The organism is Streptomyces sp. NBC_00019 (genome assembly GCF_045041015.1).
In the GTDB taxonomy this organism is placed as follows: domain Bacteria; phylum Actinomycetota; class Actinomycetes; order Streptomycetales; family Streptomycetaceae; genus Streptomyces.
The window spans coordinates 11,233,454-11,258,576 of the sequence record NZ_CP108302.1; the positions used below are offsets into that span (position 1 = coordinate 11,233,454).

At 70.6% G+C, this 25,123-nt stretch carries 27 protein-coding genes; 2 read left to right on the forward strand and 25 right to left on the reverse strand.

The genetic code is table 11. The features are described 5' to 3' along the window. Positions 1 to 57 precede the first annotated feature (57 nt). Together OHU89_RS52425 and OHU89_RS52430 are read left to right on the forward strand one after the other, a co-directional pair. Entirely contained in the window at positions 58 to 591 is a 534-nt protein-coding gene (locus OHU89_RS52425) for a DUF4262 domain-containing protein (protein WP_405654100.1), read from the forward strand. A 36-nt stretch (positions 592 to 627) separates the two neighbouring features. Further along, positions 628 to 963, forward strand: a complete 336-nt coding sequence (locus OHU89_RS52430) for a hypothetical protein (protein WP_405654102.1) — start codon at positions 628 to 630, stop codon at positions 961 to 963. Positions 964 to 983: 20 nt separating this feature from the next. Here the strand turns inward: OHU89_RS52430 and OHU89_RS52435 are convergent, their stop codons facing one another. The 25 genes from OHU89_RS52435 to OHU89_RS52555 all read right to left on the reverse strand — a co-directional run bounded on the left by OHU89_RS52435 (position 984) and on the right by OHU89_RS52555 (position 25,089). Further along, a complete protein-coding gene (locus OHU89_RS52435; protein WP_405654105.1) occupies positions 984 to 1,499 on the reverse strand; it encodes a TadE/TadG family type IV pilus assembly protein in 516 nt (171 codons plus the stop codon). A gap of 59 nt (positions 1,500 to 1,558) precedes the next feature. Then, on the reverse strand, positions 1,559 to 2,041 hold the full coding sequence (locus tag OHU89_RS52440) for a TadE/TadG family type IV pilus assembly protein (RefSeq protein ID WP_405654107.1): 483 nt from the start codon (positions 2,039 to 2,041) through the stop codon (positions 1,559 to 1,561). After that, entirely contained in the window at positions 2,041 to 2,256 is a 216-nt protein-coding gene (locus OHU89_RS52445) for a hypothetical protein (protein WP_405654109.1), read from the reverse strand. The genes OHU89_RS52440 and OHU89_RS52445 overlap by 1 nt, the downstream gene beginning before the upstream one ends. A 48-nt stretch (positions 2,257 to 2,304) precedes the next feature. Then, positions 2,305 to 3,192, reverse strand: coding sequence for a type II secretion system F family protein (locus tag OHU89_RS52450; protein ID WP_405654111.1), 888 nt, complete (start codon positions 3,190 to 3,192; stop codon positions 2,305 to 2,307). Continuing rightward, positions 3,189 to 4,139: a type II secretion system F family protein gene (locus OHU89_RS52455; RefSeq protein ID WP_405654113.1), complete on the reverse strand. Its 951-nt coding sequence runs from the start codon at positions 4,137 to 4,139 to the stop codon at positions 3,189 to 3,191. Before OHU89_RS52455 ends, OHU89_RS52450 begins: the two co-directional genes overlap by 4 nt. Next, entirely contained in the window at positions 4,136 to 5,644 is a 1,509-nt protein-coding gene (locus OHU89_RS52460; protein WP_405654115.1) for a CpaF family protein, read from the reverse strand. Before OHU89_RS52460 ends, OHU89_RS52455 begins: the two co-directional genes overlap by 4 nt. After that, on the reverse strand, positions 5,634 to 6,476 hold the full coding sequence (locus OHU89_RS52465) for a hypothetical protein (protein WP_405654117.1): 843 nt from the start codon (positions 6,474 to 6,476) through the stop codon (positions 5,634 to 5,636). Before OHU89_RS52465 ends, OHU89_RS52460 begins: the two co-directional genes overlap by 11 nt. Next, complete coding sequence (locus tag OHU89_RS52470) at positions 6,476 to 7,180, reverse strand: SAF domain-containing protein (protein ID WP_405654119.1); 705 nt, start codon at positions 7,178 to 7,180, stop codon at positions 6,476 to 6,478. Before OHU89_RS52470 ends, OHU89_RS52465 begins: the two co-directional genes overlap by 1 nt. A gap of 22 nt (positions 7,181 to 7,202) precedes the next feature. Then, positions 7,203 to 8,027, reverse strand: a complete 825-nt coding sequence (locus OHU89_RS52475) for an ATP/GTP-binding protein (protein WP_405654121.1) — start codon at positions 8,025 to 8,027, stop codon at positions 7,203 to 7,205. Positions 8,028 to 8,053: 26 nt separating this feature from the next. Continuing rightward, complete coding sequence (locus OHU89_RS52480) at positions 8,054 to 8,605, reverse strand: hypothetical protein (protein ID WP_405654123.1); 552 nt, start codon at positions 8,603 to 8,605, stop codon at positions 8,054 to 8,056. Between the two features lie 395 nt (positions 8,606 to 9,000). Continuing rightward, complete coding sequence (locus OHU89_RS52485) at positions 9,001 to 9,870, reverse strand: ATP/GTP-binding protein (protein WP_405654126.1); 870 nt, start codon at positions 9,868 to 9,870, stop codon at positions 9,001 to 9,003. Next, complete coding sequence (locus OHU89_RS52490; RefSeq protein WP_405654128.1) at positions 9,864 to 10,412, reverse strand: hypothetical protein; 549 nt, start codon at positions 10,410 to 10,412, stop codon at positions 9,864 to 9,866. The genes OHU89_RS52485 and OHU89_RS52490 overlap by 7 nt, the downstream gene beginning before the upstream one ends. Before the next feature lie 346 nt (positions 10,413 to 10,758). After that, positions 10,759 to 11,067: a hypothetical protein gene (locus OHU89_RS52495; RefSeq protein WP_405654130.1), complete on the reverse strand. Its 309-nt coding sequence runs from the start codon at positions 11,065 to 11,067 to the stop codon at positions 10,759 to 10,761. Positions 11,068 to 11,079: 12 nt separating this feature from the next. Beyond that, positions 11,080 to 11,619, reverse strand: coding sequence for a hypothetical protein (locus OHU89_RS52500; protein ID WP_405654132.1), 540 nt, complete (start codon positions 11,617 to 11,619; stop codon positions 11,080 to 11,082). A 149-nt stretch (positions 11,620 to 11,768) separates the two neighbouring features. Next, positions 11,769 to 11,996, reverse strand: coding sequence for a hypothetical protein (locus OHU89_RS52505; RefSeq protein ID WP_405654134.1), 228 nt, complete (start codon positions 11,994 to 11,996; stop codon positions 11,769 to 11,771). Between the two features lie 153 nt (positions 11,997 to 12,149). Further along, positions 12,150 to 13,064: a replication-relaxation family protein gene (locus OHU89_RS52510; RefSeq protein ID WP_405654136.1), complete on the reverse strand. Its 915-nt coding sequence runs from the start codon at positions 13,062 to 13,064 to the stop codon at positions 12,150 to 12,152. Beyond that, complete coding sequence (locus tag OHU89_RS52515; protein ID WP_405654138.1) at positions 13,055 to 15,685, reverse strand: ATP/GTP-binding protein; 2,631 nt, start codon at positions 15,683 to 15,685, stop codon at positions 13,055 to 13,057. The genes OHU89_RS52510 and OHU89_RS52515 overlap by 10 nt, the downstream gene beginning before the upstream one ends. Further along, complete coding sequence (locus tag OHU89_RS52520) at positions 15,661 to 16,299, reverse strand: hypothetical protein (RefSeq protein ID WP_405654140.1); 639 nt, start codon at positions 16,297 to 16,299, stop codon at positions 15,661 to 15,663. Before OHU89_RS52520 ends, OHU89_RS52515 begins: the two co-directional genes overlap by 25 nt. Further along, positions 16,296 to 17,408, reverse strand: coding sequence for a C40 family peptidase (locus OHU89_RS52525; RefSeq protein ID WP_405654142.1), 1,113 nt, complete (start codon positions 17,406 to 17,408; stop codon positions 16,296 to 16,298). The genes OHU89_RS52520 and OHU89_RS52525 overlap by 4 nt, the downstream gene beginning before the upstream one ends. Before the next feature lie 35 nt (positions 17,409 to 17,443). After that, entirely contained in the window at positions 17,444 to 20,206 is a 2,763-nt protein-coding gene (locus tag OHU89_RS52530; protein ID WP_405654143.1) for a hypothetical protein, read from the reverse strand. Continuing rightward, positions 20,207 to 20,587, reverse strand: a complete 381-nt coding sequence (locus OHU89_RS52535) for a hypothetical protein (RefSeq protein WP_405654146.1) — start codon at positions 20,585 to 20,587, stop codon at positions 20,207 to 20,209. Further along, positions 20,587 to 23,274: an ATP-binding protein gene (locus OHU89_RS52540; protein WP_405654149.1), complete on the reverse strand. Its 2,688-nt coding sequence runs from the start codon at positions 23,272 to 23,274 to the stop codon at positions 20,587 to 20,589. Before OHU89_RS52540 ends, OHU89_RS52535 begins: the two co-directional genes overlap by 1 nt. Further along, complete coding sequence (locus OHU89_RS52545) at positions 23,271 to 23,822, reverse strand: hypothetical protein (RefSeq protein ID WP_405654151.1); 552 nt, start codon at positions 23,820 to 23,822, stop codon at positions 23,271 to 23,273. Before OHU89_RS52545 ends, OHU89_RS52540 begins: the two co-directional genes overlap by 4 nt. After that, positions 23,819 to 24,163, reverse strand: a complete 345-nt coding sequence (locus OHU89_RS52550; protein WP_327714014.1) for a hypothetical protein — start codon at positions 24,161 to 24,163, stop codon at positions 23,819 to 23,821. The genes OHU89_RS52545 and OHU89_RS52550 overlap by 4 nt, the downstream gene beginning before the upstream one ends. Continuing rightward, positions 24,160 to 25,089, reverse strand: a complete 930-nt coding sequence (locus OHU89_RS52555) for a conjugal transfer protein (RefSeq protein WP_405654153.1) — start codon at positions 25,087 to 25,089, stop codon at positions 24,160 to 24,162. The genes OHU89_RS52550 and OHU89_RS52555 overlap by 4 nt, the downstream gene beginning before the upstream one ends. Positions 25,090 to 25,123: the final 34 nt, after the last annotated feature.

The window sequence follows — 25,123 nt, forward strand, 5'->3', positions numbered from 1 at the left end:
TGGCCGGGACCGTTCCCGTCGGATGCGGCGCGGACGCGGTGGCATAGCCTCACGGCTATGCCCACCAGTCACAGCGCCTGCCACTGCGTCGTCTGCCAGGACATCAACGGACTGGACCCCCGCACCCAGTCGACCGTCGACACCATCCATCAGCACGGCTGGCAGGTCATGATGATCCCCGCCGACGACCTGGGACCGGGCTGGGCCTACACCATCGGCCTGTGGCATCAGCACCGGATACCCGAGCTGGCAATGTTCGGCCTGGACATCTCGCGGATGCAGACACTCCTCAACGACCTCGCACAGCGGGCTAGTGAGGGGCAGTCCCTGGAAGCCGACCAGGAGCGGCACGACATCGCGAACGTCCCGTTGGTCCTCAAACCCGTTGACTACCGCTGGTACAAGGCGTTCTTCGGCACCGCCATCGGCTACTACCGCAAGCCGCCGTTCCCGTTCCTCCAAGTCGTCTGGCCCAACCGCGACGGAGCCTTCCCCTGGCAGCCCGGTGGAGAAGACCTCCTGGACCGCCAGCCCCGGTTGTCGCTGCGTCCCGACGAACACCCCGTCGGGGTGTGGACGCAGGATCTGTGAAGGGGTACCTGCAGTGCCATCGCGGACAATGAAGCCATGACGCGCTGGTTCCGCAGTTACTGGGCCGAGGAAGACACCTGGTTCTACTTCGAGGTCGACGCCGACGGCTGGGTCACCCGCCAGGTCGAACTCCACGGACCGCTCAACAAGCCCGTCGCCGCAGCCTCTTCGGCCGAATGGGAAGCGGCCCGGCAGGCCGGGACCCTCGCAGACTACGAAGCGACGTTCGGTGCCACGGCGGAGGTTCCCGTCCACGAGTGGGACGCGCACGAGCCGCAGGACCTCACCGCCGGAGAATTCGAAGCTGTCTGGCTCACCGCACGAGCAACCTGCCTGGCAAGAGCTCGAGCACGCTCGACGTACGGAGCGTGAACCCAAGCATTCCCGCGCGGTCACTGTGCAGCACCCGCACGTCGGTTCGTACTCCAGGGCACGTCAGAATTGGCGAACCCAAGAGCTCTTTGCCGGTACTGATCCACGACCGAGGTGGCGGTGGAGGTGAGGGTGCGGCTTCCGGGGACCGGCAGCAGCAGGTCCGAGAGGGTGACCGTGCAGGTCACCGTCACGGTGACGGTGGCGACCTGTCCGACCGGCACGGCCAGTCCTCCGGCGTCCACGGCCACACTGGTGGAGGCACACCTGATGCCCTGATCGCTCAGTGTTTCGGCGGCAGCGGTCTGCGCGGCGTTTTGGGCGGCGGCCACGGTGCGGTGGATGGACGCTTCCCGGGCGGCGTCTTCAGCCGCTGCGTCGATCTTCGCCCCGGAGGTGACGATGCGGCCGCCCGCGATCGCCAGGCACAGGAACATGACCAGCAGCGGGACGATGATGGCGGCCTCGATCGCCACGCTGCCGTCGTCCGCCCTGCCCCGGCGCACCCAACAAGCCCTGCACCGCCGCGCGTTCATCGTCCCGGTGTCTGAACTGGCGCGAGGTCTCACACTGCGCGAGATCCCTGGCACCCTCATCACGGGCCACCGCCACCGGGGTTCCCGTTCACGGCTGCTTCGGAATTGACGGACCCGCCAGCCGCCACCGTCCACCGTTCTACAGCCCCAGTGGCTGCCTGCTTGACCTGCAGTCCTGCCACGCCCGGGATCATCGACTGGGCTGTGCCTGAGACCTCGATGCGCACGCGTTCTGCGGTGCTGCCGGTGGTGGTGACGGTGTAGCCGAGCAGGCTGTCTCCCGCCGCCCTGTCCAGGACCTCGTGGGCTTTGGCGGTGCCGTCGGCGGGGGTGGCCTGGTACGCGCGGGCGGCGGTGAGGCCTTCGCGGGCGGCGGTCAGGGCGATGGAGCGGGCGTAGTACCACATGGATGCCTGGATGACGGCGATGGTGGCGAGCAGGATGAACGGATAGACGATCGCCATCTGGAGGGAGGCATCCCCGCGGTCCTCGTGCCATCGTCGCCCGTGCCACCAGGTGCGGAGCCGGCCGTGGCGGGGCATCAGATGCCGTTTAGGCTGGTGTTGTACTTGTTGATCACGACGGCGATGGTTCCGGCGATGAGCAGGGCGCCGGTGACGGCGGCCACCCAGATGATGACGGTGGTGATGCTGATGTCGCCCCGGTCAGGACGCCGGCCCAGTTCGGCGAGGCCTTCTTCCAGGCGCTCGGTCAGTAAGCGGATGCCTCGGTGGCTACGGGCTGCCAGGTGCTTCATCGGGAGTGCTCCTTAACCAAGTTGAAAGTGTGGATTGAGACGGGCTGGTCAGACGGCGAGCATGCGGATCACTGCGGGGAAGGCCATCAGCAGCATGACCAGTACGGCGAGCAAGGCGCCGGGGGCGGTCATCTTCTCGCTGGCGGCGTTCGCCTCGGCGGCCTGTGCGGTGAGCAGCTCGGTGTTGAGCGCGGCCGTTCGTGCGCGCAGGGCTTTGTAGACGGCGGCGCCGTCGGTGGCGGAGCCGCGCATGATGTCGGCGACATCACTCAGGCCCGGCAGGTCGTAGGTGTCGGCGAGTTCGGTGAGCGCCTGGTAGGGCGGGATCTTTTCCAGGCGGGCCCGGCGCAGCGCGCCCTGCAGATACAGAAACGGCCAGCCGTGACCGACCGCGGCCGCCTTCTCCAGGGCTTCGGTGGGGCCGGCGTCCGCGGCCCGCTTGAGTGCGACCAGGTCGAGGTAGGCGGACAGGGCGTGCGCGAACTCTTCGCGGGCCCGTTTGGCCTGGTCGCGCACCGCGAGGTCGGGGGTGACGAACAGCAGCCCCGCAATGGCGAGTCCGACCACGGCGGGCACGTAGAACGGCAGCGAGATGCCCGCGATGATCCACGGGATGGTCACCAGCACCGGGCACAGCAGTCCCAGCCCAGCGAGCGCGGTCTTCTTCAGCATGAACGTGCCCGGCCCCTGCCCGAGCAGGGCGAGATTGGTGACCGGCACCTTCACGCCGGGCAGCCGCTCCAGACGGGCCAGCAGCCACCGCCCCCACACCTCGTCCCGGTTGAGGACTTCCTCCTCCGGCATGCTCAACGTCCCGGGTGCACTGCGGGCCAGCGCGGCCGCCAATGCGGGCTGCGGCTGCAGCAGTTCCCGCACAAACAGAGCGACGCCCCCGCCGATGAGGCCGCCGGTGATGACGACGGGAAACAGGTTCACGAGCGGGCTCCTTCCGGCTCACGCCCGACCGTCGCCGCCGACGTCTCCATGCTGGGGGCGGGCAGGCGGACGGTGCTGCGCGGGTCGGTGATCAGGAAGCGGGGGATGCGGCGGAAGGTGCCCAGTTGCCGCATCATCGCCAGCACCGCGACGAACCCGGCGGTCAGGAAGCCGAGTACCAGTTGGCCCAGCAGGGTGGAGTAGGGCCTGGTGTACGAGGGCACAAAGAACCCGGCGACGATCACGCCCAGGGTGATGAACGTCATCCACCGCACGGTGGTGCGGGGCTTGGCCCGGTCCGCCTCGATGGAGCGTTTGCGGCCGACCTCGTCGCGGACGGTGCCCGCCAGGTCCTCCAAGGCTTGGGCCAGGCCCGGGCCACGGTCATTGACCGACAGGATGAGCGCTGCGGTCACCTTGTCCGCGGTGACGTCGTCAAGTTCGCCGGCGAAGGCCCGCAGAGCCTCTTCGGGGCGCCAGCCGCGGCGCAGTCGCTCCGACAGGCTCGCGATCTGCGGGGCGAGGGCGTCCGGTGCCCCCTTCCGGCTGGTGATCATCGCCTGTTCCAGGCCCATCCCTAACCTGAGCAGCCCGGCCAGGCGCTGGGTCCACTCGCTCAGGGCTTCCAGCTGGCCGATGCGTTCGGCCGCGATCTTGGAGGGCGTGATCAGCCACGGCACCCCCACCACCGCCGCGCCCAACAGCAGGCCGGCCACAAAGTTCCCAGACATGAGCCACACCGCACCGAAGACCACGAGCGCGCAGACAGTCAGGGTCCGCCGACGCAACCGCACCTCCTCGCCCTGCTCCTGGCCCGCGCGCAGGGCTTGCCAGCGCTGGCGCAGCGGGGCCCGGCGGGGTGCGGTGGTGCCGACGATCCCGGCGACGGTGCCGATGAGCCCGCCGACCACGGCCATCCCGGACAACAAGGCGAGCAACAGGGTCATCGGCCGGCCCCCACCTTCAGCGGAAGCGGCGCCGCCCAGGCTCCGTACGTGTGCTGCAGGAGGGTTGAGTCGAAGCCGACCCGGCGCAGGTCATCGACACACGCCGGGTCCATCCGCGGCACCGCCCGCAGCTCACCGAACTCGGCGCCGGGGGAGAAGACTTCGTTCATCGCCGGGCGGCCGGACTCGCCGATCCCGGTCAGCTCCAGGACGTGGGAGACGTAGCGGTGGCGGCGGCCGCCGATCCGGGTCTCGTCCGTCATGTCGACGAACACGATGAAGTCCAGCCCGTTCGCGGTCTGCCGGTAGGCGAGCTGCTCGGACAGGTTCCCCTGCGCGAGCGCATACAGCTCGGCGATCCGGTCGACGATGACGTCGGGGCGACGCGCGTGGATCGTGCACAGGTTGCCGCCCGCCCCATTGGTCAGGGCCTGCATCATCGCGACGATCTCCGGGCCGCGGACCTCACCGACCACGATCCGTTCCAGCGACATCCGCAGCGCCGGATGCATCAGATCCAGCAGCGTGACCTCGCCGGCGCCGCGGCCGGTGGCGTCCTTCTCCCCGTTGGACTCGCGCCCGATCAGGGAGACGACCTGGCGGTGGTAGCCGTTGTTGTGGGCGAAGAGCTCGTCCTCGGTCTGGATGGTGGCAAAGCGGGTCTCGGGGTCGAACTCGCGCAGCATCGCCCGCAACAAGGTGGTCTTCCCGGCCTTCTGCTTCCCCGCGATCATGATGTTCTTCTCCGCGCGGACGCACGCGCCGAGGAACTCGCGCAGGATCGGATCGATGGTGCCCAGGCGGACCAGTTCGTCCAGGTCGGCGTGCGAGACGCGGTGCCGGCGGATGACCGCATAGGTCATCGGCCCGAGCCCGGTGATGGCCTGGAGCCGGGAGCCGTCCTGCAGCGACAGTGCCAGCGTCGGGTTCGCGGTGGAGATGGTGCGCTCACTGTGTCCGGAGTCCCGCGCCAACTCGCGTAAAAGGTCCAGGAGTTCTTCTTCGGAGTCCGCGATTGGGCCGACCCTGCGGCGTTCGCCGTCGCCGTAGTCCAGCCACACCTCGCCCGGGCCCTGGATGATGATGTCCTCGACCCGCTCGTCATCCAGGTACGGCTGCAGCCGCCCGGCCCGGTAGAGCAGGTCGTAGACGGCACGCCGCAGCGCGTCGTCCTCCTGGGCGGTGGTGCTGAGGCCGCGCTCGAGGCCCTGGGCATCGGCCCACAGCGCGACGGCCTCATTGATCCAGTTCAGGCACTGCTGTTCTTCGGTGGCCCGGTCCGCCTCCGGGTTCTTCTTCAGCAGCTCCTCGCGCTGGCGGGCCACCTGGCCGGCGATGTGCCGGGCCACCCGGTAGTCGACCGTGATCTGAGGCATCGCAGCCCCCAGGTGCTCTCCGCTCGCCGCGGAGCCGAGGGGGACGCCGTTCGTCTGGCGTGGCCACACCGGGGTACGTCCGGGCGGAGGTGTCACGGTGGGGTTGTCGTGCAGCGGTCTACCGCGCATGGGTCACCGTCCCACTGGTCGCGCCCGCGCCCGCGCCCGAGCCCGCGCCGGGGGCGAGGTGGGCCTGTTGCCAGGCGGCTCGCTGGACCAGCAGGGTGGCGCCGGTGCGGGCCGCCTTCATCAGCTGCGACTTGGCGAAGCGGCGTGGCTGTTCGGCGCCGTCGGACAGTACCTTCGCGTCCTGCGGCGCGTAGGGGAGGGTTGCCACCACCGGTGCCTGCAGTACCCGCTGCACCTCACCGGCGGGGTAGGGGCCGTCGTCGATGAGGATCAGGCCGATGCCGCCGACGCGCTCCTCCAGTGCGCTCACCCGCGCTTGTGCGGCCTGCAGGCAGCGCAGCGTGTTGCGTACCACCACCAGTGTTGTGTCGGCGTGTTCGGCCAGTACCCCGGAGGGGCCGAACGCCCCGCTGCGGCCGAGGTCGATCAGCACGTCGTGTCCGTGCTCGGCGTCGATGCCGCGGAACATCAGCGCGAGGGCTTTCCACACCGGTGCCAGGCTCGCTGCCTGCGCCGGATCGGTGATGCCGGGCAGCAGCATCCGGTCCCGCGGTGACTCCTTGGTGCTGTCCTCGCTGCTCAGGTCGATCAGCTGGCGCCAGAACGCCTCCCCGAACTCGCCCTTGCGGACGGCAACGGACAAGTTCCGTAGCCCGTAGCGGTCGCCGAGCGTGCCCTGCAGCAGACCGTGCAACACCGCGCCGCCGTCCGGGTCGCACTCGGCCAGGATCATCTTCCGGCCCCGCTCCAGCGGCCAGTTCAGCAGCAGGGCCAGCGCGCTGGTGGTCACACCGGGTGCGCCGCTGGAGCCGGCCAGGGCGATCACACTCATCAGCTGCCGTCCGGAGCATCAAGGACCAGACGCAGGGTGCCGGCCGCCACCCACGCCGCGACGGTCGGACCGTCCGCAGCGGCGGTAGCGACATCGACCACCACCACCACACCGCTTCCGGGAGCGGCCGCGGAGGCCTTCACCACCCGGCCCGCGAGCGTCTTCGGCGTGGTGTCGCTCTCCGACTCCGAGGCCGCCGCACCCTGCGCGGGGACATGGACCAGCTGGACCTTCTGCCCCGGCACCAGCGCGGTGGCCGGGACCTGCTCCGGCTTCAGACCGATCGGCACCAACTGCTCGCCCGCCTTGACCAGAGAATCCTTCGTCACCTGCGACGGAGCCAGCAACGAACCGGGCTTGAGCTCGACCGCGGCCCGCTTGCCCACCACCGACTCCAGCTCATCGGCCTCGACCGCCTTCACAGCCGGGTCCAGCGCCACAGAGGCCTGGCCCAGATCCTGCTCGGTGAGCACCTGCCCGACCTGGACATCGCGGACCACCGTCACCACCTCGGTGCGCTGCGCGACCTGCAGCAGCAGGACCGCAACCCCGGCGCCGCCTGCGGCGATCAGCGCCAGCGACAAAGCGATCATGCCCGGGCGGCGCCTGCGCGCTGATACCCGCGGCGGCCTCACCGGGTTGGCGACCTGTCCCTGTGGGGGCACGCCGGCCGAGGGCGCGGGGCGTTCTTGTGTTGTGCTCAACGCTTTCTCCTTCCGGCGGGCTTCACCTGACGACCTGCAGTTCGCCGATCGCTACCTGTGCCTGGGACTGTCTGATCTCGGTGAACTGGCCTGCTTCGCCGCCTCCGTTGACCTGCCATTCCACGGTCCACGTGGACGTGGCCGTGACGGTGTACATGCCGTCGGCCTTGGAGACGGAGCTGCGCGTGTAGGTGTGGCCGCAGGTCGGCGATTCCTGTTTTCCGTACGACGCCGCATACGCGGTGCCAGCCCCATTGCAGGAGACGGTCGTCCCGTCGCCCATGCCCCAGACGATCTTGGTTACCTTCGCGGTTGCCGTGACGGTCACCCCGCCTGCGCTGGCACTGGTGGTGTTCGGTCCGAACGTTGTGGGGCTCTTGTTCACCCACATCCACATGGGAATGCCCACGACGTACTTGCCGGCGGCGCGGGGATTCGCGATGTCCGGACCGGTGAGCTGCATCTTGCTGACGGCCTGCTGCGCCACGACAACGGGGTCGACCGCCGGGACGTCTGCCGCATCCTCAGCGACGAAGTACGTGTAGACCGGGGTGCCACCCGCTCCGGTGGCGCAGGCACGCTCGTACACGGCCTTGCCGTCCCCGGGAGACTCATCCTTCCAGTACATGCTGCCCTTGGGTGGCTGCGGGTCGAGCTTCCTGACCGTGCACACAGGCTCCGCACTGTCTGTGCCGCTGTCGGCGCCGGCTGGTTGAGAGCCCGATCCCGGGGTGGCTGTGTCGTTGTCGGCCTCGCACACCACCCACTTGCCGGCCCCACTGCAATCACCGCCCTCTGGCGGCACGGCTAATGCCTGCGAGGGCCACAGCAGCGACAGGGCGGTCACGGGGGCCAGTGCGAGGGTGGTGCGCGTCAGCAGGCGTCTTGCTGGGGCGTGACGTTGACGATCTTCCACTGCTTCCCCCACTTCTCAGCGTCTACTTTCGTGACGTAGCGAACGAGCCGGTTCTCCGGCATCTGCACTGGCTTGCGGGTCTTGCTGTGGATGAACTTCCAGGCGGCGCTGTCCAGGCAGTCGGTCAGCTGGGCCGAGGGCACCTGCTTCGCCGCTGACAGACGGTCGACTTCGGCCTCGTGCGTGGGGGCACCCGTTGTCACGATGCCCTTGGACCGCAGATCCTTGAGGTCAGCCTCGGTGCTGGACTTGGCTTCCGCGGCGGCGTACTGGGCGAAGTCGGTCCCCTGCGTATCTCCCTTGGAGTACGCCTTGACTTGCTCCGCCCAGAAAGCGGCATAGGCCTTCAGGACGGCTGTCTCTTCTGCCGACTGAGGGTCTCCACTCACGGAAGGCGTGGCAGAAGCCGGCTCGCTCGTGGCCACTGACGGAGATGCTGATGCGGCGCCGTCGGAGTCCCCGTCGGTGTCGCTGCACGCGGTCAGCAGGGCCAGGCCGGTCACGGCCATCAGAGCGGCGTGCTTTCGGAGTCGGTGGGCTCGTGTCACGTTGTCTCCCCGTACGAAGCGGTGCGGCAGAACCGCTGCTGTGGTTACCAGCAGGCATCGGCCCGGCATCAAAGCCCGGCGCATCTGCGGTGATGCTTTTGCGTGATCGCAAGAGGTGGTCAGGAACGCAGCCAGACCGAAGTCCCTCAGCATGCCTCGACCGCTTTGACGGCCGGGTCCAGCGCGACGGAGGCGTGATCAGCGCCAGCGACAGGGCGATCACGCCTGGGCGGCGTCGGCGCGCTGACACCCGCGGCGCCCTCTCGGGGCTGGCGACCTGCCCCTGTGGGGGTACGCCGGCCTGAGGGCGCGGGGCGTTCTTGTGTGGTGCTCAACGCTTTCTCCTTCCGGCGGTGCTACCTGACGACTTGGAGTTCGCCGATCGCGACGGGGACCTGGGACTGCCGTGTCTCGGTGAGCTGGCCTGTTCCTCCGCCGCCTCCGGTGACCTGCCAGGTGATCGTCCATGTCGACGTGGCGCTCAGGGCGAACGTGCCGCCTGGCTCATGGGCGGACGTTGTTGTGTAGACGTGGCCGCATGTCGGGGACTTCGCCATGCCGTCCGATGCTTGATAGGCCGTGCCGGGGCCCGTGCAGGTCACCGTGGCGCCGTCGCCCATCTGCCACACGATCTTCGAGACCTTCGCGGCGGCGGTGACGGTGACTCCGCCGGCCGTCGCGGACGCGGAGTTGGGGCCGTAGGTCGTGGCGCTCTGGTTGACCCACATCCACACGGGCACGCCGACGGTGTACTTGCCCGCCGCCCGTGGGCTGGCGACATCAGGACCTGCCAGCTTCATTTTGTCGACGGCCTGCCGTGCAAGGACCTCTGGGTCGATCGCGGGCACAGCCGGGTCGGTGCCGTCGGGGATCCAGACCACGCCGATGCGGCCGGTGTCTGGGCATACGACGCGGTAGACGGCGCCGGTGCCGCCCTGGCGCTTGCCTTCCTGCATGGCTAAGTTCTCCGCCGGGGGCTGCGGGTTGAGCTTCTCGTAGGTGCACTTCGGCGCGTCCGAGCTGTCCGCGCTGGATGTGCTGGCTGCGCCCTCTCCCTCGCCAGAGCCAGACGTGCCGGACGCGCGGCTGCCGTCCTGGGCGCATACCTTGACGTACATCGAGGCTCCCTCGCAGAGGCCGGAGCCATCGCCCTCGGCATACGCGGCAGGGGCGAGAACGACCGTCAGGACCACCGCGGCCGCTGTCGCCGCCCCGCGTCTCAGCATTCGCCGCCCCCCTGGGTGTTGATGTCGGTCACCATCCAACGGCCGTCCCATCGCTCTGCCTTGGCCGTCGCCTGGTACCGCAGCGGCTGGTTGGTCGGGAGCGGGATTACCTTCTTCGCCTTCGTGTCATAGGTCTCGTACTTCGTCAGGTCGACGCAGTCCGACAGCGTCGCCTTGGGCGTCTTGGCGCTCATGTCGAGGTCGGTCACCTGGGCGTCGTGGCCGATCTGGCCGCGCACGACCGTCCCGGCCTTCTTCATCCGATACAGGTCCAGCTCGATCTTCGACAGGGCATCGAGGGTGGCGTAGCTCGCGAGTCGTGTCCCCTTCGCGGAAGCCTGCCGGTATGCCTTCGCCTGCTCGGTGGTCATGCCGTCGAAGGCGGCGAGCACGGCAGCCTTCACCGCAGCGTCGGGATCTGCGGGCGTCGAGTCCTTCGATGATGAAGGACTCGGTGAGGCGACGGATGCTGACGCCTCAGCAGCGGAGTCGCCGTCGCCGGAGCTGCACGCGGTCAGCAGGGCCAGGCCAGTCACGGCCATCAGAGCGGCGTGCTTTCGGATGCGAACGGCGGCAGGCCGGGATGAGTGTCGGTGTGCTCGTGTCACGTTGTCTCCCCGTACGACATGACCGCTATCTCCGCCCGCCGCTCATCGGCGTTCTGGGCGCACGGCCGCTTCCAGCTGCTGTGATGCTCGTGAGTGACCGCAAGGTAACGCATATGCCAGCCAACTACGCTCTGAGGGCGGCGAGTTGACTCAAACCACTCGGGCCGTCTCTGGTCACATGCGGGGCCGGAAGGCGACCTATGGGGGTGCGGATTCGTCTGTTTCGGCCGCGCACGATTCCCGGGACCCGCAGGACAAGGACGCAGCAGGTGCGTGAACGTCACTGCTCCTCCTTCTCCGGGGCCTGTCGGTGCTCGGCACCGTCCTGGTCCGAGATCCGCTGAGTGATGTCGACCGGATCTGAGCCGATATCGAGGATCTTGGGCGGAGCGAGCGTGGCCCCTGTGGGCAGCGCGAGGCCGGAACTGCCCGTGCCGCTGTCGGCCCTTGTGGGATCGGCGGACCTCAGGGTGCCGGGAGCGGGAGTCGTGTCCGCGGAGGGGGTGGCGCCGGTTGCCGCGCTCAGGGCGATTGTCGCGGCCGCTCCGGCGGCGAGCAGGCCGGTGAGGAGGGAACGGATCGATCGCATGAAGACGTCACCTCACCCGGAGATCGCGATGTTCGCGGTGTCGAACAGGGGCAGGTGGAAGCCGACTCTGCTGGCGCTCGGCGGCGGTGCGGGGAACTGCATGAAGACGCGTGTGCTCTCGCCGGGCTCGAGGGTGGACAGGCCGGTCGTGGTGAGCGGGCGGTCGTCGGTGTCGCGCAGGACGTAGTAGCGCTTGCGGGCCGCGAAATCGACGACCGTCGCACCGGCCAGCGACGAGCCGGTCCTGAGGACGTCCGTCTCGTTGCCGCGTAACTCGGCCGGGACCGCGGTCGTCTTGGGGCCGGTGTTTGTCAGGTCACCGCGGACGGTGAGGTAGCCGGCCGCCCGGTCCCGCTCGGCCACCGTGATCGCCAGGACCAGCCCGTTGCGGCCGGCGAGCTCCGCCTGCGGCGCTGCCGTTCGTTCCTGCTGGCTGCGCGGTACGGCACCGCCCCCTTGCGCGGTGGCCGCTGCAGCACGGTCCGGCAGCGTGCTGCTGCCAGAGTCCGAGCAGCCGGCCACTGCCAGCGCCACCCCCACTGTGATCCCCACGGTCGACAGGCGCGTTCTGTGTTCTGTGGTGTCCCGTCTCCTCATGGATCTGTGTCCTCTCGGGTCGGATGAACGATCTGCAGGCGCTCCTGCGACGGGGTGCGGGCGTCGGCCGGGCACGTGGGGGTGCGGCGGCCTTGGGCGGCCGGTCACCGAGTCGGCCCGCTGGGCGGCCATACGGTGATCACGTCACCGTCCAGAGACACGTACCGGCCGGGGAAGCGGCGGCGGACCGCAGCAAGGTCCTGCGGGTCGAAGTCGCCGGCGCCCTGGATGACGCAGGCGCTCCCGACGTAGGAGACGGCCCGCGTCAGGGGCGGCCACTCGTCTACGTCAAATGCTTCGTCGTTGCGAACGTGCTCCGTTGCTTGCGTCATCAGAAACTCCCAACTTCGGCTCTGAGTATGGCCTTGGCCATCGCGCCGCTCTCTGTGTGGCAGACAATTTATTGTTCGCGTGCGCAAACTGCAAGAGGTTTTCGGGGTAGTTGCAAGGCTGCGACATTCGCCCCGGGAGTCCCACGCGTCGCGTCATAGCTGTGTCCAGGGGCGGCGGTCGCCGCCGGCCAGCGGTACCCACACGTCGCCGGTGGGGCCGTGTTCTTCGAGGTCGTCCAGGACGGCGGCGCCCAGCGGCACTTCGCGGGCCAGGTCCGCTACAAGGGGGTGATGGGCGGCCATGGACGTGAGGTCGCTGATCCGGTTGTTCATCGCCTGGCGCCCGGCGCCGGTCAGGACGAACAGGATCCGGGGGAAGGCCGGGTACCAGCGCAGCCAGCCGGGCCCGCCCGCCCGCTGGCGTCGGCCGATCGGCTGCGGTTCGTACGTCCACAGCCTCGCGTACTCGATCAGCTTCGCGGCCAGGCGCTCGCTGCTCATGGTGGCGCGGTCGACTTCGACGAACGCCCGCAGTTTGCGCCGCTGTTGGCCCGTGATGAGCGTGTAGTGCATGACGGCGTCGGCCACGATCCTTTCTCCGTCGCCGATCGCGTGGAAGGCCTCTGGAGTCCAGTCCAGGTGGCCGTGCTCGTCGCCGCGCCGGCGGGCGTCCGCGACGAACGCCAGGTGGGTGCGCAGGACCGTGAGGGTGTGCGGTGTTCTTAAGGACGCCGCGGTGGCCGAGGTGATGGGGTAGGGCGGGCGGCCGCGCAGCGCGGGCCAGTCCCGGGTGAGGCGGACGCCCTTCGGCGTGAGGTACCAGACCCGGGTGCGATGGGACTTGGGCAGCACGACGAAGCCGACCAGGTGCTCGCCGAACAGGTCGTTCAGCTGCTCCGAGACCGACTGTCGGGAGCGCTCGGGCCGCAGCAGGACGTGCAGCTGGTGGGTGGCAGCCATGCGGTGCAGGGCGAGCGCGGCCAGCAGCTGATGCTTGAGGGTCTCGGCGGCGCTGGGAATGAACCCCGCCGGCGTCCGGCCTTGGGGCTGGGCAGTGGTCAGGTCCATTCGTTCCCCTCTTTCGACAGGTGGACGGCGGTGCCGGCAGGAGCGTGCGCGGCGAGGAACGCGGCGACCCGGCCGAGCTGCTTGGCGGCGCGCGCGGTGAGCTGGTCCAGCGGGAGCGCCCCGGCGTTGTCCTGGGCGGCCCGCTCCAGTTGAGAGACGTCCCCGGGGCGAGCCTGGGCGGCGAAGACGGTGTCGAGGTGCGGGCCGCGCAACTGGACGGGTCCGACACGGCGGCCGCGCACAGTCAGGGAGACGTAGTGCTCGAAACGCTCCATGGTGGCGACCCGGTCCGGGCTGGGGTTGTCGCCCCACTCGGCGGTGACCGCGGCGATCGCGGACTTCGATCCGGCGGTGGTGGCCAGGGTGGACGCGTTCTGCAGCAGGGACAGCCGCACCGGGGTGGGCAGCCGGGACAGCAGCTGGGTCATGCCGTGGACGTGGCACCGGTACTTGCGCAGATCCTCGAACATTGCCGCGATGGTCTCCGGGGCCGCGCCGGTCAGGGTGATCAGTTCGTCGAAGTACGGGCGGAACGGCACCCGCTGCTCCGGGGGCGTGTCTCGCCGGGAGCGTGCGGCCCGCAGCAGGTCGCGGGCGAGGAGCGCGGTCAGCAGGCGGTCGGTGGGCCCGTTGCCGCCCGGGCACACCCACACGATCATCTGGGAGTCCATCGCCGTGCGGATGTTGTAGACGCCGATCGGCTGGCCGAGGAAGGCGCGGGTGACGGGGTTGGCGGCCAGGCGGGCGATCGGGTTGAGGACCACGGCGAACGCGTCCGGCGGCAGCGTCGGGAACACCACTTTCCACCACGCCCGGGTTTCCCGCTCCAGCCGGTCGGCGACCGCGGCGAGTGCGGCCGTGCGGAACCCGGCGTCGGTGAGCAGGGCCCGCAGGTGGAAGATCGTGGCCTGGTCCGCGGGCCGGCCGGCCTGGCAGGCCTTCTCGTTGACCGCGACCAAGACGGTGAGCGCGGCCGTGAGGATGGTGAGCGCGCGCGGGGCACTCGCGTCGTCCCAGGCCAATGCGGATGCGTAGGCGTCGGCGATGGCTTCGACGACCTCGTGGGCTGGCTGGCCGTGGTGCATGCCGAGTGGATTCCACGAACTCACCTTCGGGTTGGCGCCCAGAGCGTTGAGGTCGACCAGGGCGATCCGCGGCATCAGGTGGTCGTGTGCCAGGAACGGGGTGGCGCGCGGCCAGGAGTCGCGGTGCGGGTCGACGAAGACCAGCCCGCCGCCTGCGTGCGCCCAGCCGATCGCCTGCGCCAGCGCGCGCTCGGTCTTGCCGCCACCCGCCTTACCTGTCCCGACCTCGAACAACGTCTCCTCCGCGTACGTGGCGACCAGGCGCTTGCGGCCGTCCGGGCCGCGGTAGGTGCCCTGCAGCAGCAATGCGGGATCGCCGAACGTGAAGGTCGGCAGGTCACTGGCCAGGACTGGCAGGCGGCAGTGCACGGTCGGTGGCTTGAGCAGCCCGGTGAGTTCCTCCAGCCGCACCCAGTTCGCGCGTGGTGGCTGGCAGTGCCCCCGCGACCAGCGGCGCTCGAAAGCGTGCCGGGTGGGCCAGTGGTCGGCGCCGATCCGCCACGGACCGAGCCGCCAGCCGCGCATCGCCCACCTTGAGCGGCCGCCGAACACGTCGAACGCGGCCTGGAGTTGGGCGAGCCGGGCCTGGGCGCGGCCTTCGGTGTTGGAGGCGCACATCACCAGCAGCTGCACGCGCACCAGGTGGTCGACCTCGGCGAGCTTGCCCAGCGCCTCGGCCGGCTCGACCCGGCGGGGCACCGGCGGCATCACCAGCCGCCGCCCGGCACCGGAGCCGGAGCGGTCGCTGAGGAGGTGCTGCAGCTGCCCGCTCCAGGAGTCCTCGATACCGCTGGCATCCTGCCGCAGCCAGCGCGCGGACCGCTGTGCTTCCCGGCGTTCGGAGCGGCGCGCGGCACTCATCAGCTGCAGGCGGCGCGCCCGCAGGGCCCACTTCGGGGCGCGCTGGATGTCGAGCCGTATCTCGGCGAGGTCGCCGAGCTCGGCCCGCAGATCGGACACGGCATCCACGAGCGGCTGCAGAGGATCAGGGTCGAGCGGCACGTCGCGCAGCGGGGCGGTGAGCTTGCCGCGCAGGATGAACTCGGCACGCACCGTGTGCTCGCGGGGCTCATCCACGATCGGCCGGGCCCGGTTGACGGTGATGTCCGGCCCGAACGGGGTGATGGACAGCAGCCGTTCCCCGCCGGCCGGTCCTTCGATGCGGTAGCGCAACGGCGTACTGCCATCTGCCCGCAGCCGGATCTGCACGCTCTTCGCCCGGCGCGGCGCCCACCACGGCATTGCCGTGGAGGCGCGGGCGAGCTGGACACCACGCCTGAAGATCACCTCAAAGCCCGGGTCGAAGTGCCGGTTGGGGACCAGCTCCAGCGCCATCCGCTCGGCCGAGGCATGCGCCGCGATCGCACGGACCGCCCACTCACCCGCGCCCCAGCACACGGCGATGGCCACGGCGAGCACATACCAGTGGGCGTACAGCCAGGAGGCGGTGTCGATCAGGCCGCTGACCAGGCCGAGTACCTCACCTGAGGCGGTCGTATCGGTCTGGTGGGTCAGGTATGGGGCTGCGGAGTCCACGTCGGTGCTCCCTTCTTGACGGTGTGGGTGAAGTGCCAGTCGGTGATGCGTAGATCGGTGAAGGTGCCGCCGCGGTCCGTGCCGGCCCACACCAGGTGGACCACCGCCTGGTTCGGGCGGCCGTCTTGGCGGGCGATGGCGGCCTGGATACGGAAGCGAGCAGCGGCGAACGCCGGGGCCACGGCAGGGGAGTGGGGGAAGAGCTCTGGCCACTTCTCACGGCCAATGCCGGTGGCGTCCGCGCGCAGCAGCGAACGACCGGTGGCGAGCAACTCCCGTTCGTCGTCGGCGGGAAGGTCCGCGGGCCAGGCCGCCTCCAGCGACTGCTGGACGGCCCGGTCGCCGGCCACCCCCTCGCCATGCGGCGGCAGAGCCGACGGAACAACCGGCGATGGCGAGGCAGCGCGCGGCTTGGACGGCGCCGCCGCGACGGTCGGCGCGATGACCGAAGGCGCGGCGGCCGCCGGCGACGGCACCCCGGTCACGGAGACCGGCGACGAGCCCGGGGCCGCCTGCTCCTGACCGTGCGGCACGGCCAGCAGAGCGACGCCACAGACAGCAAGGACGACGGTGCTCAGCACCAGCAGACGCGGCGAGCGCGGGGGAGTAGTCACAGCAGCCGCGCTCCCCCCGCATAGCCGGACATGGCGTCGACCGCGTCGTGGCGGACCAGCGTGCCGGGGCGGGCGGCGTTGACCATTTGTCCGCTGCCCAGGTAGATCCCGACGTGATAGATCGTGGAATCGCGGCCCGGGGCGTACGCGTAGAAGACGAGATCGCCGGGCTTGAGCGCGCCCGGGCCAAGGCTTGCGGGGATGCGCCGGCCGACGCCCGCCTGCGCGGCCGCGGTCCGCGGCAGCCGAATGCCCACCCGCGCGTAGGCGTAGGTCGTCAGCCCTGAGCAGTCGAAGCCCTTGATGCTTGTGCCGCTCTTCCCGCTGGGCGAGCAGCAGATCCCGTACGACGGGCCCTGGGCGTTGCCGCCGCCCCACGAGTAGGGGACACCCCGCTGGGCGAGTGCCGTCTCGAGGACGGTGCGGACCTTGCCCGAGACGCTGGTCAGATCCGGGCCGGTGGCGGCTGCCGTGTACTGGTCGATCCACCCGAGCACGTTCGCCACGTACTCACCGGAGTGGTTGTACTGAAAGATCGCCGCCTTGAGCTGGGCCCGCTGGGACAGGTCGCGCCCGTTCCCGCACAGGTAGATCGCGGCGCCGAGAGCGGCGTCGTCGGCGTTGTGCGGATCGGCGACCTGGTCGCCGTTGGCGTCCTTGCCGACGCCTTGCCAGGTGGAGGGCAGGAACTGGAACGGGCCCACGGCACGTTCGCCTTGGGCGGTGCCGTCCCAGCGGCCGCCGTCGGTGTCGGGGGAGGACGTGGTGTTTCCGCCGGCCCCGGAGCCGTTGAGGAGCACCCCGTAGATCCTGGGTCGGATGTCGCCGCCTGTGGCGATGCCATGACCGGTGGCGTGGTTGGACTCGACCTTGGCGATTCCGGCGAGGACCGGCCAGCGCATCCCCTGACACTTCGGGACATGCGTGCCGACCTGCTGCACGGCCTTCTTGTACGCCATCAGCATCCGGGCCGGGATGTCCGCCGCGCTGCCGCCCTCGGCGATCCCGCCGTCGTCCTGCGCACCCGTCTGCAGCGCGACGTACGCGCTGATCGCGTTGCCGACCGGGGCAGCGCAGCACACCGCCGCGAACATCAGCAGCGCGATCACGATTAGCCACCGCCTCACCCGCCGGCCGGGCCGATTCACTCGTCCTCACCACCCTCGTCGCGTCGCCGCTCCTGGCGCAGCCGTTCGGCCTCCGGGGCGGTACGCCGCATCAGCTCCCGCATCCGGGCTGCCGCCTCCTGGCGGGAGCGGCTGTCTGCACTGCCGCCCCCGGGGAGAACCGGTCCGCCAAGCCGGCTGCCGGGGCTCGGCCGCGGGGTAGGGCCGTCCCGGCGGGGGAGCGGCACGGGAGGCAGCCCCGGCTCAGGACCGGCGGCCGGCCGGGAAGGCCGCGCGGGAGCGGGCGGTGGTCCGCTTGACGGGCGGCTGGCGGGGGCAGAGGAGGCGCCCGATGTAGTCGTGGTGGGCAGGCGGCGGCCGGTGAACGGACCGGTCCCGCCGCGGTCGTCGGTGTGCTCGCTCAGCACGCGCTCGACGTGCCGCCGCGTGTCTCCCCAGGCGTGGGCGTCTTCGCGGACGGTGTTGCCCCATACCCGCGCCTGCTGGCGGGCATCCTGCGAGTAGTTGGAGCCTCCCGCCCGTGCCCGGCGGACGTTCTCGGGCAGACCGTGCGTTGCCCCGTAGACGAGCCGGCCGCCGCGGTGCAGGATGCGGTAACCGCGGTAGCGGACCATCCGGTTGTGAGCCCGCGTCGACAGCAGGGTGCGGTCCGAGTTTTGGTCGTGCAGCACCTCGCCGGTGCGGGCATCGACCACCTCACCGTCCTCGTTGCGATAGCGGTCCGGAGGCCCGCCGGGCCGCCGCGGCCCCCGACCACCCGGACCTGCGCCGCCGTCCGACGGCCCGCCCGCGTGCGGATCCCCGTCTGCGGTGGGCTTGCGCCAGGTGTCCAGCTTCTCCGGGTCGGGGCGGCGGCCGATCAGCAGCCAGTGCGCCCCCTTCGCCCCCAGCCGTGCACCGCTCAGGCCGAGCCGTGCCCCCAGACCGCCTGCGGCCGCCGCCGCGGTGACCGGGGCCAGGCCCCGGCCGGCCTCGGCCCTCGCGTCGGCGAGCATCCTGCCGGTGTCCACCGGCATGCCTGCTCCGTCGACCAGCGAGGTGAGCGCACCCATCAGTCGCTGCCGGGTGCCGAGCATGACGAACCGGCCCCCGCCGCCGGAGAAGGCGCGCAGACCACCGCCGCCGTACCCGCCGAGCGCGCCAGGGGAGTTCATGGCAAGGGCAGCGCCGAGTTCGGAGCTGTCGCCGGGCAGGTGGGTACCGCCTACCTTGGCGTACCGCATCCGCATCGCCATCCGCCGCCCGAAGGAGCTGATGCCGGTCAGCAGACGGCGGTGCCCGGCCGCACCGGCGATCGCCAGCACATCGATCAGCAGGATGCGTTCGACCATCAGGTCGGGGCCGTTGGTGATGGTGGCGTCCACGGCGATCCCGAAGAACGGCACGAACGCGCAGATCCCGACCATCGCGAGGATCGCGATGCCCCAGATCGACATCCACTTCCACACCGACTGCCGCGCCGGACCGGGCAGCATCCCCGCGATGAACGCCAGCCCTCCGGCAGCCGCCGCGGCCGCGCCGATGCCCTGCGTGCCCAGCAGCACGATCGCGCTGGACAGCAGCATCCCGCAGATGAAGAACGCCGCGATCAGCAGCAGTGCGGCGCCGCCGACCCGCCACCAGGTGGGCTTCTGCGCATAAGCGGCACAGGCCTTGCCGACCGTCCCGGCGTCTTTAAGGTCCTCGAGGAACGCGGCGAACTGCTGGCCTTCCTCGCTGAAAGCGGCGCTGTCGATGTCCCCCAGCGACTGCCCCGGCACCACCCCCACAGCGGGCAGATCCTCTGTCGGATCATCAGCGGCAGCACCAGGGTTGGCGTCGCGTTCGCAGTACTTCTTGGCCGGCCCTTTGATCAGGTCACAGGTGTCCTCGTCCCCTTCCTTTTCGCCCTGCTGGTCCTGCGCTCCTGCCTTGTAACCGCCAGTGATCCATTTCAGATGGACGGCATAGGCCTTGCGATCGGACTGTTTGGCCGGGTCCAAGATGCGGCCGTACTGCAGCAGCATGTACGGCTTGACGATCAGCGCGTTGGTGATCGAGTCCTGCAGCGGACGGGCCACGTCAGTGGCGGCAACCGGCGCCGCAGCCTCCTCCTCAAGGCACTTGGCCTCCTGCACCCCTGCCATCCGATCGCACGGACCCAGACTCGCCAGCTTGCCGCCCCAGTCATACGAGGCGACGCTCTCCTGCGCCACCTCAGCGGCCACCTGCTGGGTCTGCCCGAGCGGACCGTCCTGGGCAAGCAGGTAATCGGGGCGTACGAACGTTGACGCTGCGAATGCCGCGATCGTCAGGGTCAGGAAGATCTCGCCCAGACCGCGGCCGACCCGCCCCCGCACGATCATGAACCCGGCGAACACGAACGCCCACGCCAGCAACAGCCCCTTCAGCCCCAGGGTGTCGACGACGACCGTCTCGTAGGCGTCGGCGACCCGCTGCGCCGGCTTGATGAGGATCTTCAGCAGCGGGAACCGGAACGCGAGCTCGATCGCCCACCCGGCCAACCCGACCAGCAGCCGGATCACGGTGAACAGCCCGGACAGGGCGAACGAGAGCGACTGCGCCTGGAAACTGAAGATGGACCCGCCCTGGGCATTGAGCTCGTAGCCGTTGATCGGCACACCCTCGGAAGACGTGATGTTCAGCGGGGACAGCAGGTCTCCGGTCTCACTGGTGCTGCTCGCCGCATACACGACCTGGCTGTTGACCATCACGAACACACCGGTGAGGAGCAGCAGAAGGCCGGCCGAGCGGAGCGTGGCGCGGTCTGGGCGGATCATTCAGGCCCGCCCTCGCGTCGTGGTGCTGCGGCGCCGCCAGATCACCAGGGCGGCCAGGCCTGCTCCGGCGGGCACCAGCCGCCATGCCGCATCGCCAAGATCCTGGCGGGCAGCGGCAGGAGACGAGATCGAGGCGGACACCCCGCGCTCGCAGTACTTCTTGGCCGGTCCCACGATCACCGCGCAGGGATCCTGGCCAGGCGAAGGGGTCTCGGCGGCGAACGCGGCTCCGGTGCGCGGCCACCACGACTCCCGCAGGCTCGCCCCCACCACCAGGGCGACGACGGCGGCCGCGACGGTGATCACGGTCAGCACGCTCGCCACGGCGGCCAGCCGCCCGGAGCGGGCGCAGGGGAAGGACGACGACGCAGTGGTGGGCATCAGGCGTATCCCCCCGGGTGTGCACCGACGCTCTCGCCGGGAGGATGTTCGGTCGCAGCGGGCGCAGGCGCCCTTGTGCGGCCTCCCGGGGTGGTGGTGATGGACGTGGCGATGCGCGCGATGCGGGGGATGACGGCCTTGATCCGGCCGGTGTTCTGCCGGGGGCAGGTCAGCAGGAGCTCGCCTTCGCGGCCCTTCTGGCCGACCGGGGACAGTCCGGTGGTCACCAGGCGCAGCAGTTCCGGTTCGTCGGGGTCGAGGCCGATGAAGTCCAGGCCGCGGCGGGCGCGCTCGCGGTCTGCGGTGCGGGCGAGGGCCCGGTAGGCCATCAGCCCGCGGTCCGGACCGAGTTCGGCGGCGTCGTGGGAGCCGGCCAGCAGTCCGGCACCGTGCTTGCGGCCGTCGTGGAGGATCTCGTGGACCAGTGCGGTCCCCTCGGCGGAGGAGGTGAGCCAGTACAGCTCGTCCAGGAACACGGCGGTGAACCTGGCGGGGTCTTCGAACGCGGTCTGCCGGGCGAGGGCGGCGACCAGGTAGAGCACAGCCCGGCCGATCAGCGCTTCCAGCGGCTGCTGGTGCAGCACTTCCGGATTGACGAACGCAGCCTTCGGCGGCAGCTTCAGCCCGGCCGTGGTGATCACGATCATGTCGTGGGCGGTGGAGGCGTCCAGCCGCACCGGCGGCAGCGCCGGGTCGAACACCATCGCCGCCAACGGGTTGGTCGCGACCACACGGATCAGGCCGGCCAGGGTGGCGGCCGCGTCCTGGCGCCTGCCCGCCTCGCCGGCGGCCATCTCCTCCAGGACCTGAAGCACCCGGTGCATGGACGGGCTCGCACTCGCAGCGGCCTGTTCGACGGCGTGGTGCAGGACCTCCCCGTTGGTACTCATCGGGCCGATGCCGAGCTGCAGCGTGAGATAGGACAGGGCGTAGTGGCGGCCTTCGGGCCCGGGAAACATCCGCAGCGGGTCGATGGACACCTCCGCCTGCGCGGCGTCGATGATCTGCACCCGGCCCCGCGCCGCGGTCCGCGCGAACGTCGCCCATTCCCGCACCGGGGTGCGGTCGATGCAGATCGCGCAGCCGCCGCGCGCCCACACCGCCTCCGCGATCAGCTTCTGCAGGACACTCTTGCCCGCCCCCAGATCCCCGACGATCCCCATCGAGGCGGAGGCGTCCTGCTTCGGCGCATCCGCCACGTTGATCATCACGGGGCGGGTGGTACCGCAGTCCAGATCGATCCCGAGGAACATCCCGTTCGGATCGCCGACCTCCCCGACGGTGAAGGCCCCGGACAGCGCCCAGTCCTCGCTGACCTGATGCTGGGTGAACTCCCGCACCACACCCGGCCGCACGGTGCCGGGCAGCCCGAGCGTGAACAGGGCTTCCTGCAGACCGGCCGGACGCACCGCCCGGTAGTCCGCCCCGCTGAGGAGGGCGGCCAGGGCGCGGGCCCGGGAGTCGCAGATGGCGGCGGTCGGCCCCCACACCGTCAGCACGGTCACCGACTGCACCTCCACCTCCACGCTGGTGCGTGACAGACGGGCGTCCAGCTCGCCCAGGTCACGGGCCGCCTCGCTGAGCGAGGCGGGCATGCCGGTGGGGCGGGCGTCGTACTGATCGGCCTGGTCGATGAGCTCGTTCTTCTTGCGCTGCACCTGCGCCCGCGCCTTCTCCGCAGGAACCAAGGCGAGGTCAATGGCGTAATCGACCGGAAAGTCCAAGGACTCCAGCTGGGCGAAGAGATCCGCGGCGTCCTGGCTGACCGCGGGCGGGCACTCGGCCAGCGCCAAGTGGGCCTGGTAGCCGGTCCCGGCATCGGATTCGACCTGCAGCCACCGCCGCCCCAGCGGCGAACCACCTTTGACCCGCCACCAGGCCGTGCGGCCCGACCGCGTGAGCCGGCCCGCGCTCTTGAGCTCACGGACGTCGTCCAGGCCAGGGTCGATGCCGCCCTCCTGCAGACGCACCTGCCCGAGGTCGGCATAGCTGGGGGAGCGCAGCACCCCGTCCCGCAGCTGCCCGCCGTACAGAGCACTGGCTTCCGCTTCGGCCAGCAGGGGTTCGGCAACGCCGCGGTGCAGGGCGTGCTGGACCATCCACACGACTTCCGCCGGGCGGGCCGGGCGGAACGCGATCCCGCCCGCGAGCGCGGCCTCCACCCGGGAGGCCTGCTCGCGATACGCCTGCACCTCGCGGCGCGCCACCGGCGCGGGCCGCATACCCAGCATGGCCGCGAGCTCCGCCGACGCTGCACTGAGCGATGCCGCCGCGGGCAGCCCGGAGGTCTCGGTCTGCAGCGGCACGGCGAGCCACAGGGTGCGGCGATGCATCTCCTGGTCGTCCAGGAGATCCAAAGTGGCCTCGACGTTTTCCACCCACGGGTGATCCGTGCCCGGCACGCTGTCGGCGGGCTCGATGCCCTCGATCATCTTCAGGGCGATCTCGCCGGGATCGACCTGCGCGGCGAGCCCGAACAGGCGTGGTGCCCCGGACAGGGAACGCACCATGTGGGTGATCTTGGCGAGCTGTTCGTCGCGGACCGCGGCGGGCACATAAGTGCCCTGGACGCTCTCCTCGACCTGGCCGTGGGCGTCCGGGCCCGGGTGCAGGCGGTAGATCGCCCACACGCTGCCCTGCGTCGACCACACCAGGTGCCCGGCGATATGACGGAACGGCACCCTCACCGCACACCCCCGCTCTGCCCGGCACGGTTGAGCAGTTGCTGGACCCCCGACACCGGCCCCACCCCCGCCGCCACGGGAGCAACCAGCTCCGTGAGGCGGGGCATCGACGAGCGGGCACCGGCCGGCCGCGAAGCTGGACGAATCGACGGGGCCGACAGAACAGGGCGGGGGGCGTCCTCGATCGTGAAACCCCCGAGCAGGGGGCGGGCAGCACGATCGCGGGCGGCCCGCCCGCCGATGCGGCCTCCCTGCGGCTGCCACCCCAGCAGCACCCAGCCCAGCGCCGCCTGCATCGGGGCACGCCCCCGGATCCTGGGGCGGCGGACCACCCAGATCGTCAGCAGCCAGGCCACGAGCGGGACGGGCCCCATCCATGACCACCAGCCGATGGTTTTGATGAGCAGGAAGCCGCCGACAACGGCGACCGCGATCTGCGCGGGCGTGTAGGGGCCCAGGGGGATCTTCCAGTCGGCGACCTTCCCCAGCACCCACGGATGGCGGCGCGCGGCGGTGTAGAAGCGGCCCACCCGGCCGGTGGCGGCGGTCACAGCCAGCCCCCGGCGCCGGGCGCGTGCACGCGGGAGACGGGGAGCTCGGAGCGGACCGTGCCGGGGACGGCGGGTGCGCCCTGGGAGGGGTTGTTGACCTCGTCCTCGAACATGTCCGCGAGCGAGTCGCGGGAGTTGTAGAGCCCCAGCGCGACGATCATCAGCAGCAGGGCGCCGATCCCCGCCTTCAGCGAGAACTTCTGGATCATGATGATGACGACCAGGACGAGCAGACCGGCCTGCAGACCCTTGGTCGCCCAGTCCTGGAACATGGTGATCCACGCGTCGCCGAGATCGTCCAGCTTCCCCGCGAGCATCTGGCCGTGCACGGTGGTGGTCATCGGGCGCCCCCGCCCTGAGCGGTGCCCGACTCCAGCGCGGACACCTCCCACCGGCCAGAGCGGACAGTGAGCGCGAGCTCGTACGCCAGCGGCCACCGACCACCGTTGTCCCGCGCCTCCGCCTGGACCATCACCCCAACCCGTGTCCCGTCCGTGGGGACGGACTCGGCGGCCGCCGCCTCATCGGCGGCCAACAGCTGCTCGACCGTGACGGACTGGTACGGCGCGGGGGAGACCGGAGACAGACGCACCCCGGGAGCCAGGTAGCGATCGACCTCCCCGGCACCGGTCAGATACGCGGCCAGGAACTCCACGACGGCGGACGGAAGATCACCGCCCGTCGGCACCGTCACCGTGTACGGCGACGGCGGCACCTCGATGCGGGCCGGGGACGCCACCACCGCAGGGGCAGCGGACACCGTGAACGAGGCGCCTGCGCGATCGGCGATGACCGGCACCGCGAAGTAGCGCAACCTTCCGTCGGCGTACTGCGCAGCCAGCGTCACCGACCACGCGTGGCCGGTCTGCTGCGCACTGCGCACCGCCACGACCGACTCGGGCGCGGGCTGCGCAGTCGCCGTCTCGGGAAGATCGACGTTGGGGGCCATCGACTGCGCAAGCCGGGCCTGCGCACTGCTCTCGTCCCCTGCATGGCTGCGCAGCCACGCGGTGAGGAACACCGAGGCGTAGCCGGACGGGTTGCCCGGCGCGGCTGTCTTCACGGTGGCCGGCTTGGTTGCGGGGGCGGCACGGACGACGGTCGCGGGGCTGGCCACGGCGACGGCCAGTGCGACGGGCCCGGCCGCCATCACGGCCCACACGCTCAGCCGGGTCAGGCGGACCCGGCGCCGCATCTGCTGCAGCCGGGCCCCCGCAGCGGTCGCAGGAACCGTCTGCTCCTGCGCCATCTGCTTGGCACGAGACATTCCGAACTCCCAGGTCAGAACCAGTCGTTGCTTC

Excerpts from the sequence above, each read along its gene's own strand:
- OHU89_RS52510 (WP_405654136.1), bottom strand. The coding sequence starts at position 13,064 with ATGGACCTGACCACTGCCCAGCCCCAAGGCCGGACGCCGGCGGGGTTC.
- OHU89_RS52535 (WP_405654146.1), bottom strand. The coding sequence starts at position 20,587 with ATGCCCACCACTGCGTCGTCGTCCTTCCCCTGCGCCCGCTCCGGGCGG.
- OHU89_RS52425 (WP_405654100.1), top strand. The coding sequence starts at position 58 with ATGCCCACCAGTCACAGCGCCTGCCACTGCGTCGTCTGCCAGGACATC.
- OHU89_RS52550 (WP_327714014.1), bottom strand. The coding sequence starts at position 24,163 with ATGACCACCACCGTGCACGGCCAGATGCTCGCGGGGAAGCTGGACGAT.
- OHU89_RS52490 (WP_405654128.1), bottom strand. The coding sequence starts at position 10,412 with ATGGCCGTGACTGGCCTGGCCCTGCTGACCGCGTGCAGCTCCGGCGAC.
- OHU89_RS52440 (WP_405654107.1), bottom strand. The coding sequence starts at position 2,041 with ATGCCCCGCCACGGCCGGCTCCGCACCTGGTGGCACGGGCGACGATGG.
- OHU89_RS52435 (WP_405654105.1), bottom strand. The coding sequence starts at position 1,499 with ATGAACGCGCGGCGGTGCAGGGCTTGTTGGGTGCGCCGGGGCAGGGCG.
- OHU89_RS52495 (WP_405654130.1), bottom strand. The coding sequence starts at position 11,067 with ATGCGATCGATCCGTTCCCTCCTCACCGGCCTGCTCGCCGCCGGAGCG.
- OHU89_RS52445 (WP_405654109.1), bottom strand. The coding sequence starts at position 2,256 with ATGAAGCACCTGGCAGCCCGTAGCCACCGAGGCATCCGCTTACTGACC.
- OHU89_RS52455 (WP_405654113.1), bottom strand. The coding sequence starts at position 4,139 with ATGACCCTGTTGCTCGCCTTGTTGTCCGGGATGGCCGTGGTCGGCGGG.
- OHU89_RS52465 (WP_405654117.1), bottom strand. The coding sequence starts at position 6,476 with ATGAGTGTGATCGCCCTGGCCGGCTCCAGCGGCGCACCCGGTGTGACC.
- OHU89_RS52460 (WP_405654115.1), bottom strand. The coding sequence starts at position 5,644 with ATGCGCGGTAGACCGCTGCACGACAACCCCACCGTGACACCTCCGCCC.
- OHU89_RS52430 (WP_405654102.1), top strand. The coding sequence starts at position 628 with ATGACGCGCTGGTTCCGCAGTTACTGGGCCGAGGAAGACACCTGGTTC.
- OHU89_RS52505 (WP_405654134.1), bottom strand. The coding sequence starts at position 11,996 with ATGACGCAAGCAACGGAGCACGTTCGCAACGACGAAGCATTTGACGTA.
- OHU89_RS52480 (WP_405654123.1), bottom strand. The coding sequence starts at position 8,605 with ATGGCCGTGACCGGCCTGGCCCTGCTGACCGCGTGCAGCGACACCGAC.
- OHU89_RS52485 (WP_405654126.1), bottom strand. The coding sequence starts at position 9,870 with ATGCTGAGACGCGGGGCGGCGACAGCGGCCGCGGTGGTCCTGACGGTC.
- OHU89_RS52555 (WP_405654153.1), bottom strand. The coding sequence starts at position 25,089 with ATGTCTCGTGCCAAGCAGATGGCGCAGGAGCAGACGGTTCCTGCGACC.
- OHU89_RS52530 (WP_405654143.1), bottom strand. The coding sequence starts at position 20,206 with ATGATCCGCCCAGACCGCGCCACGCTCCGCTCGGCCGGCCTTCTGCTG.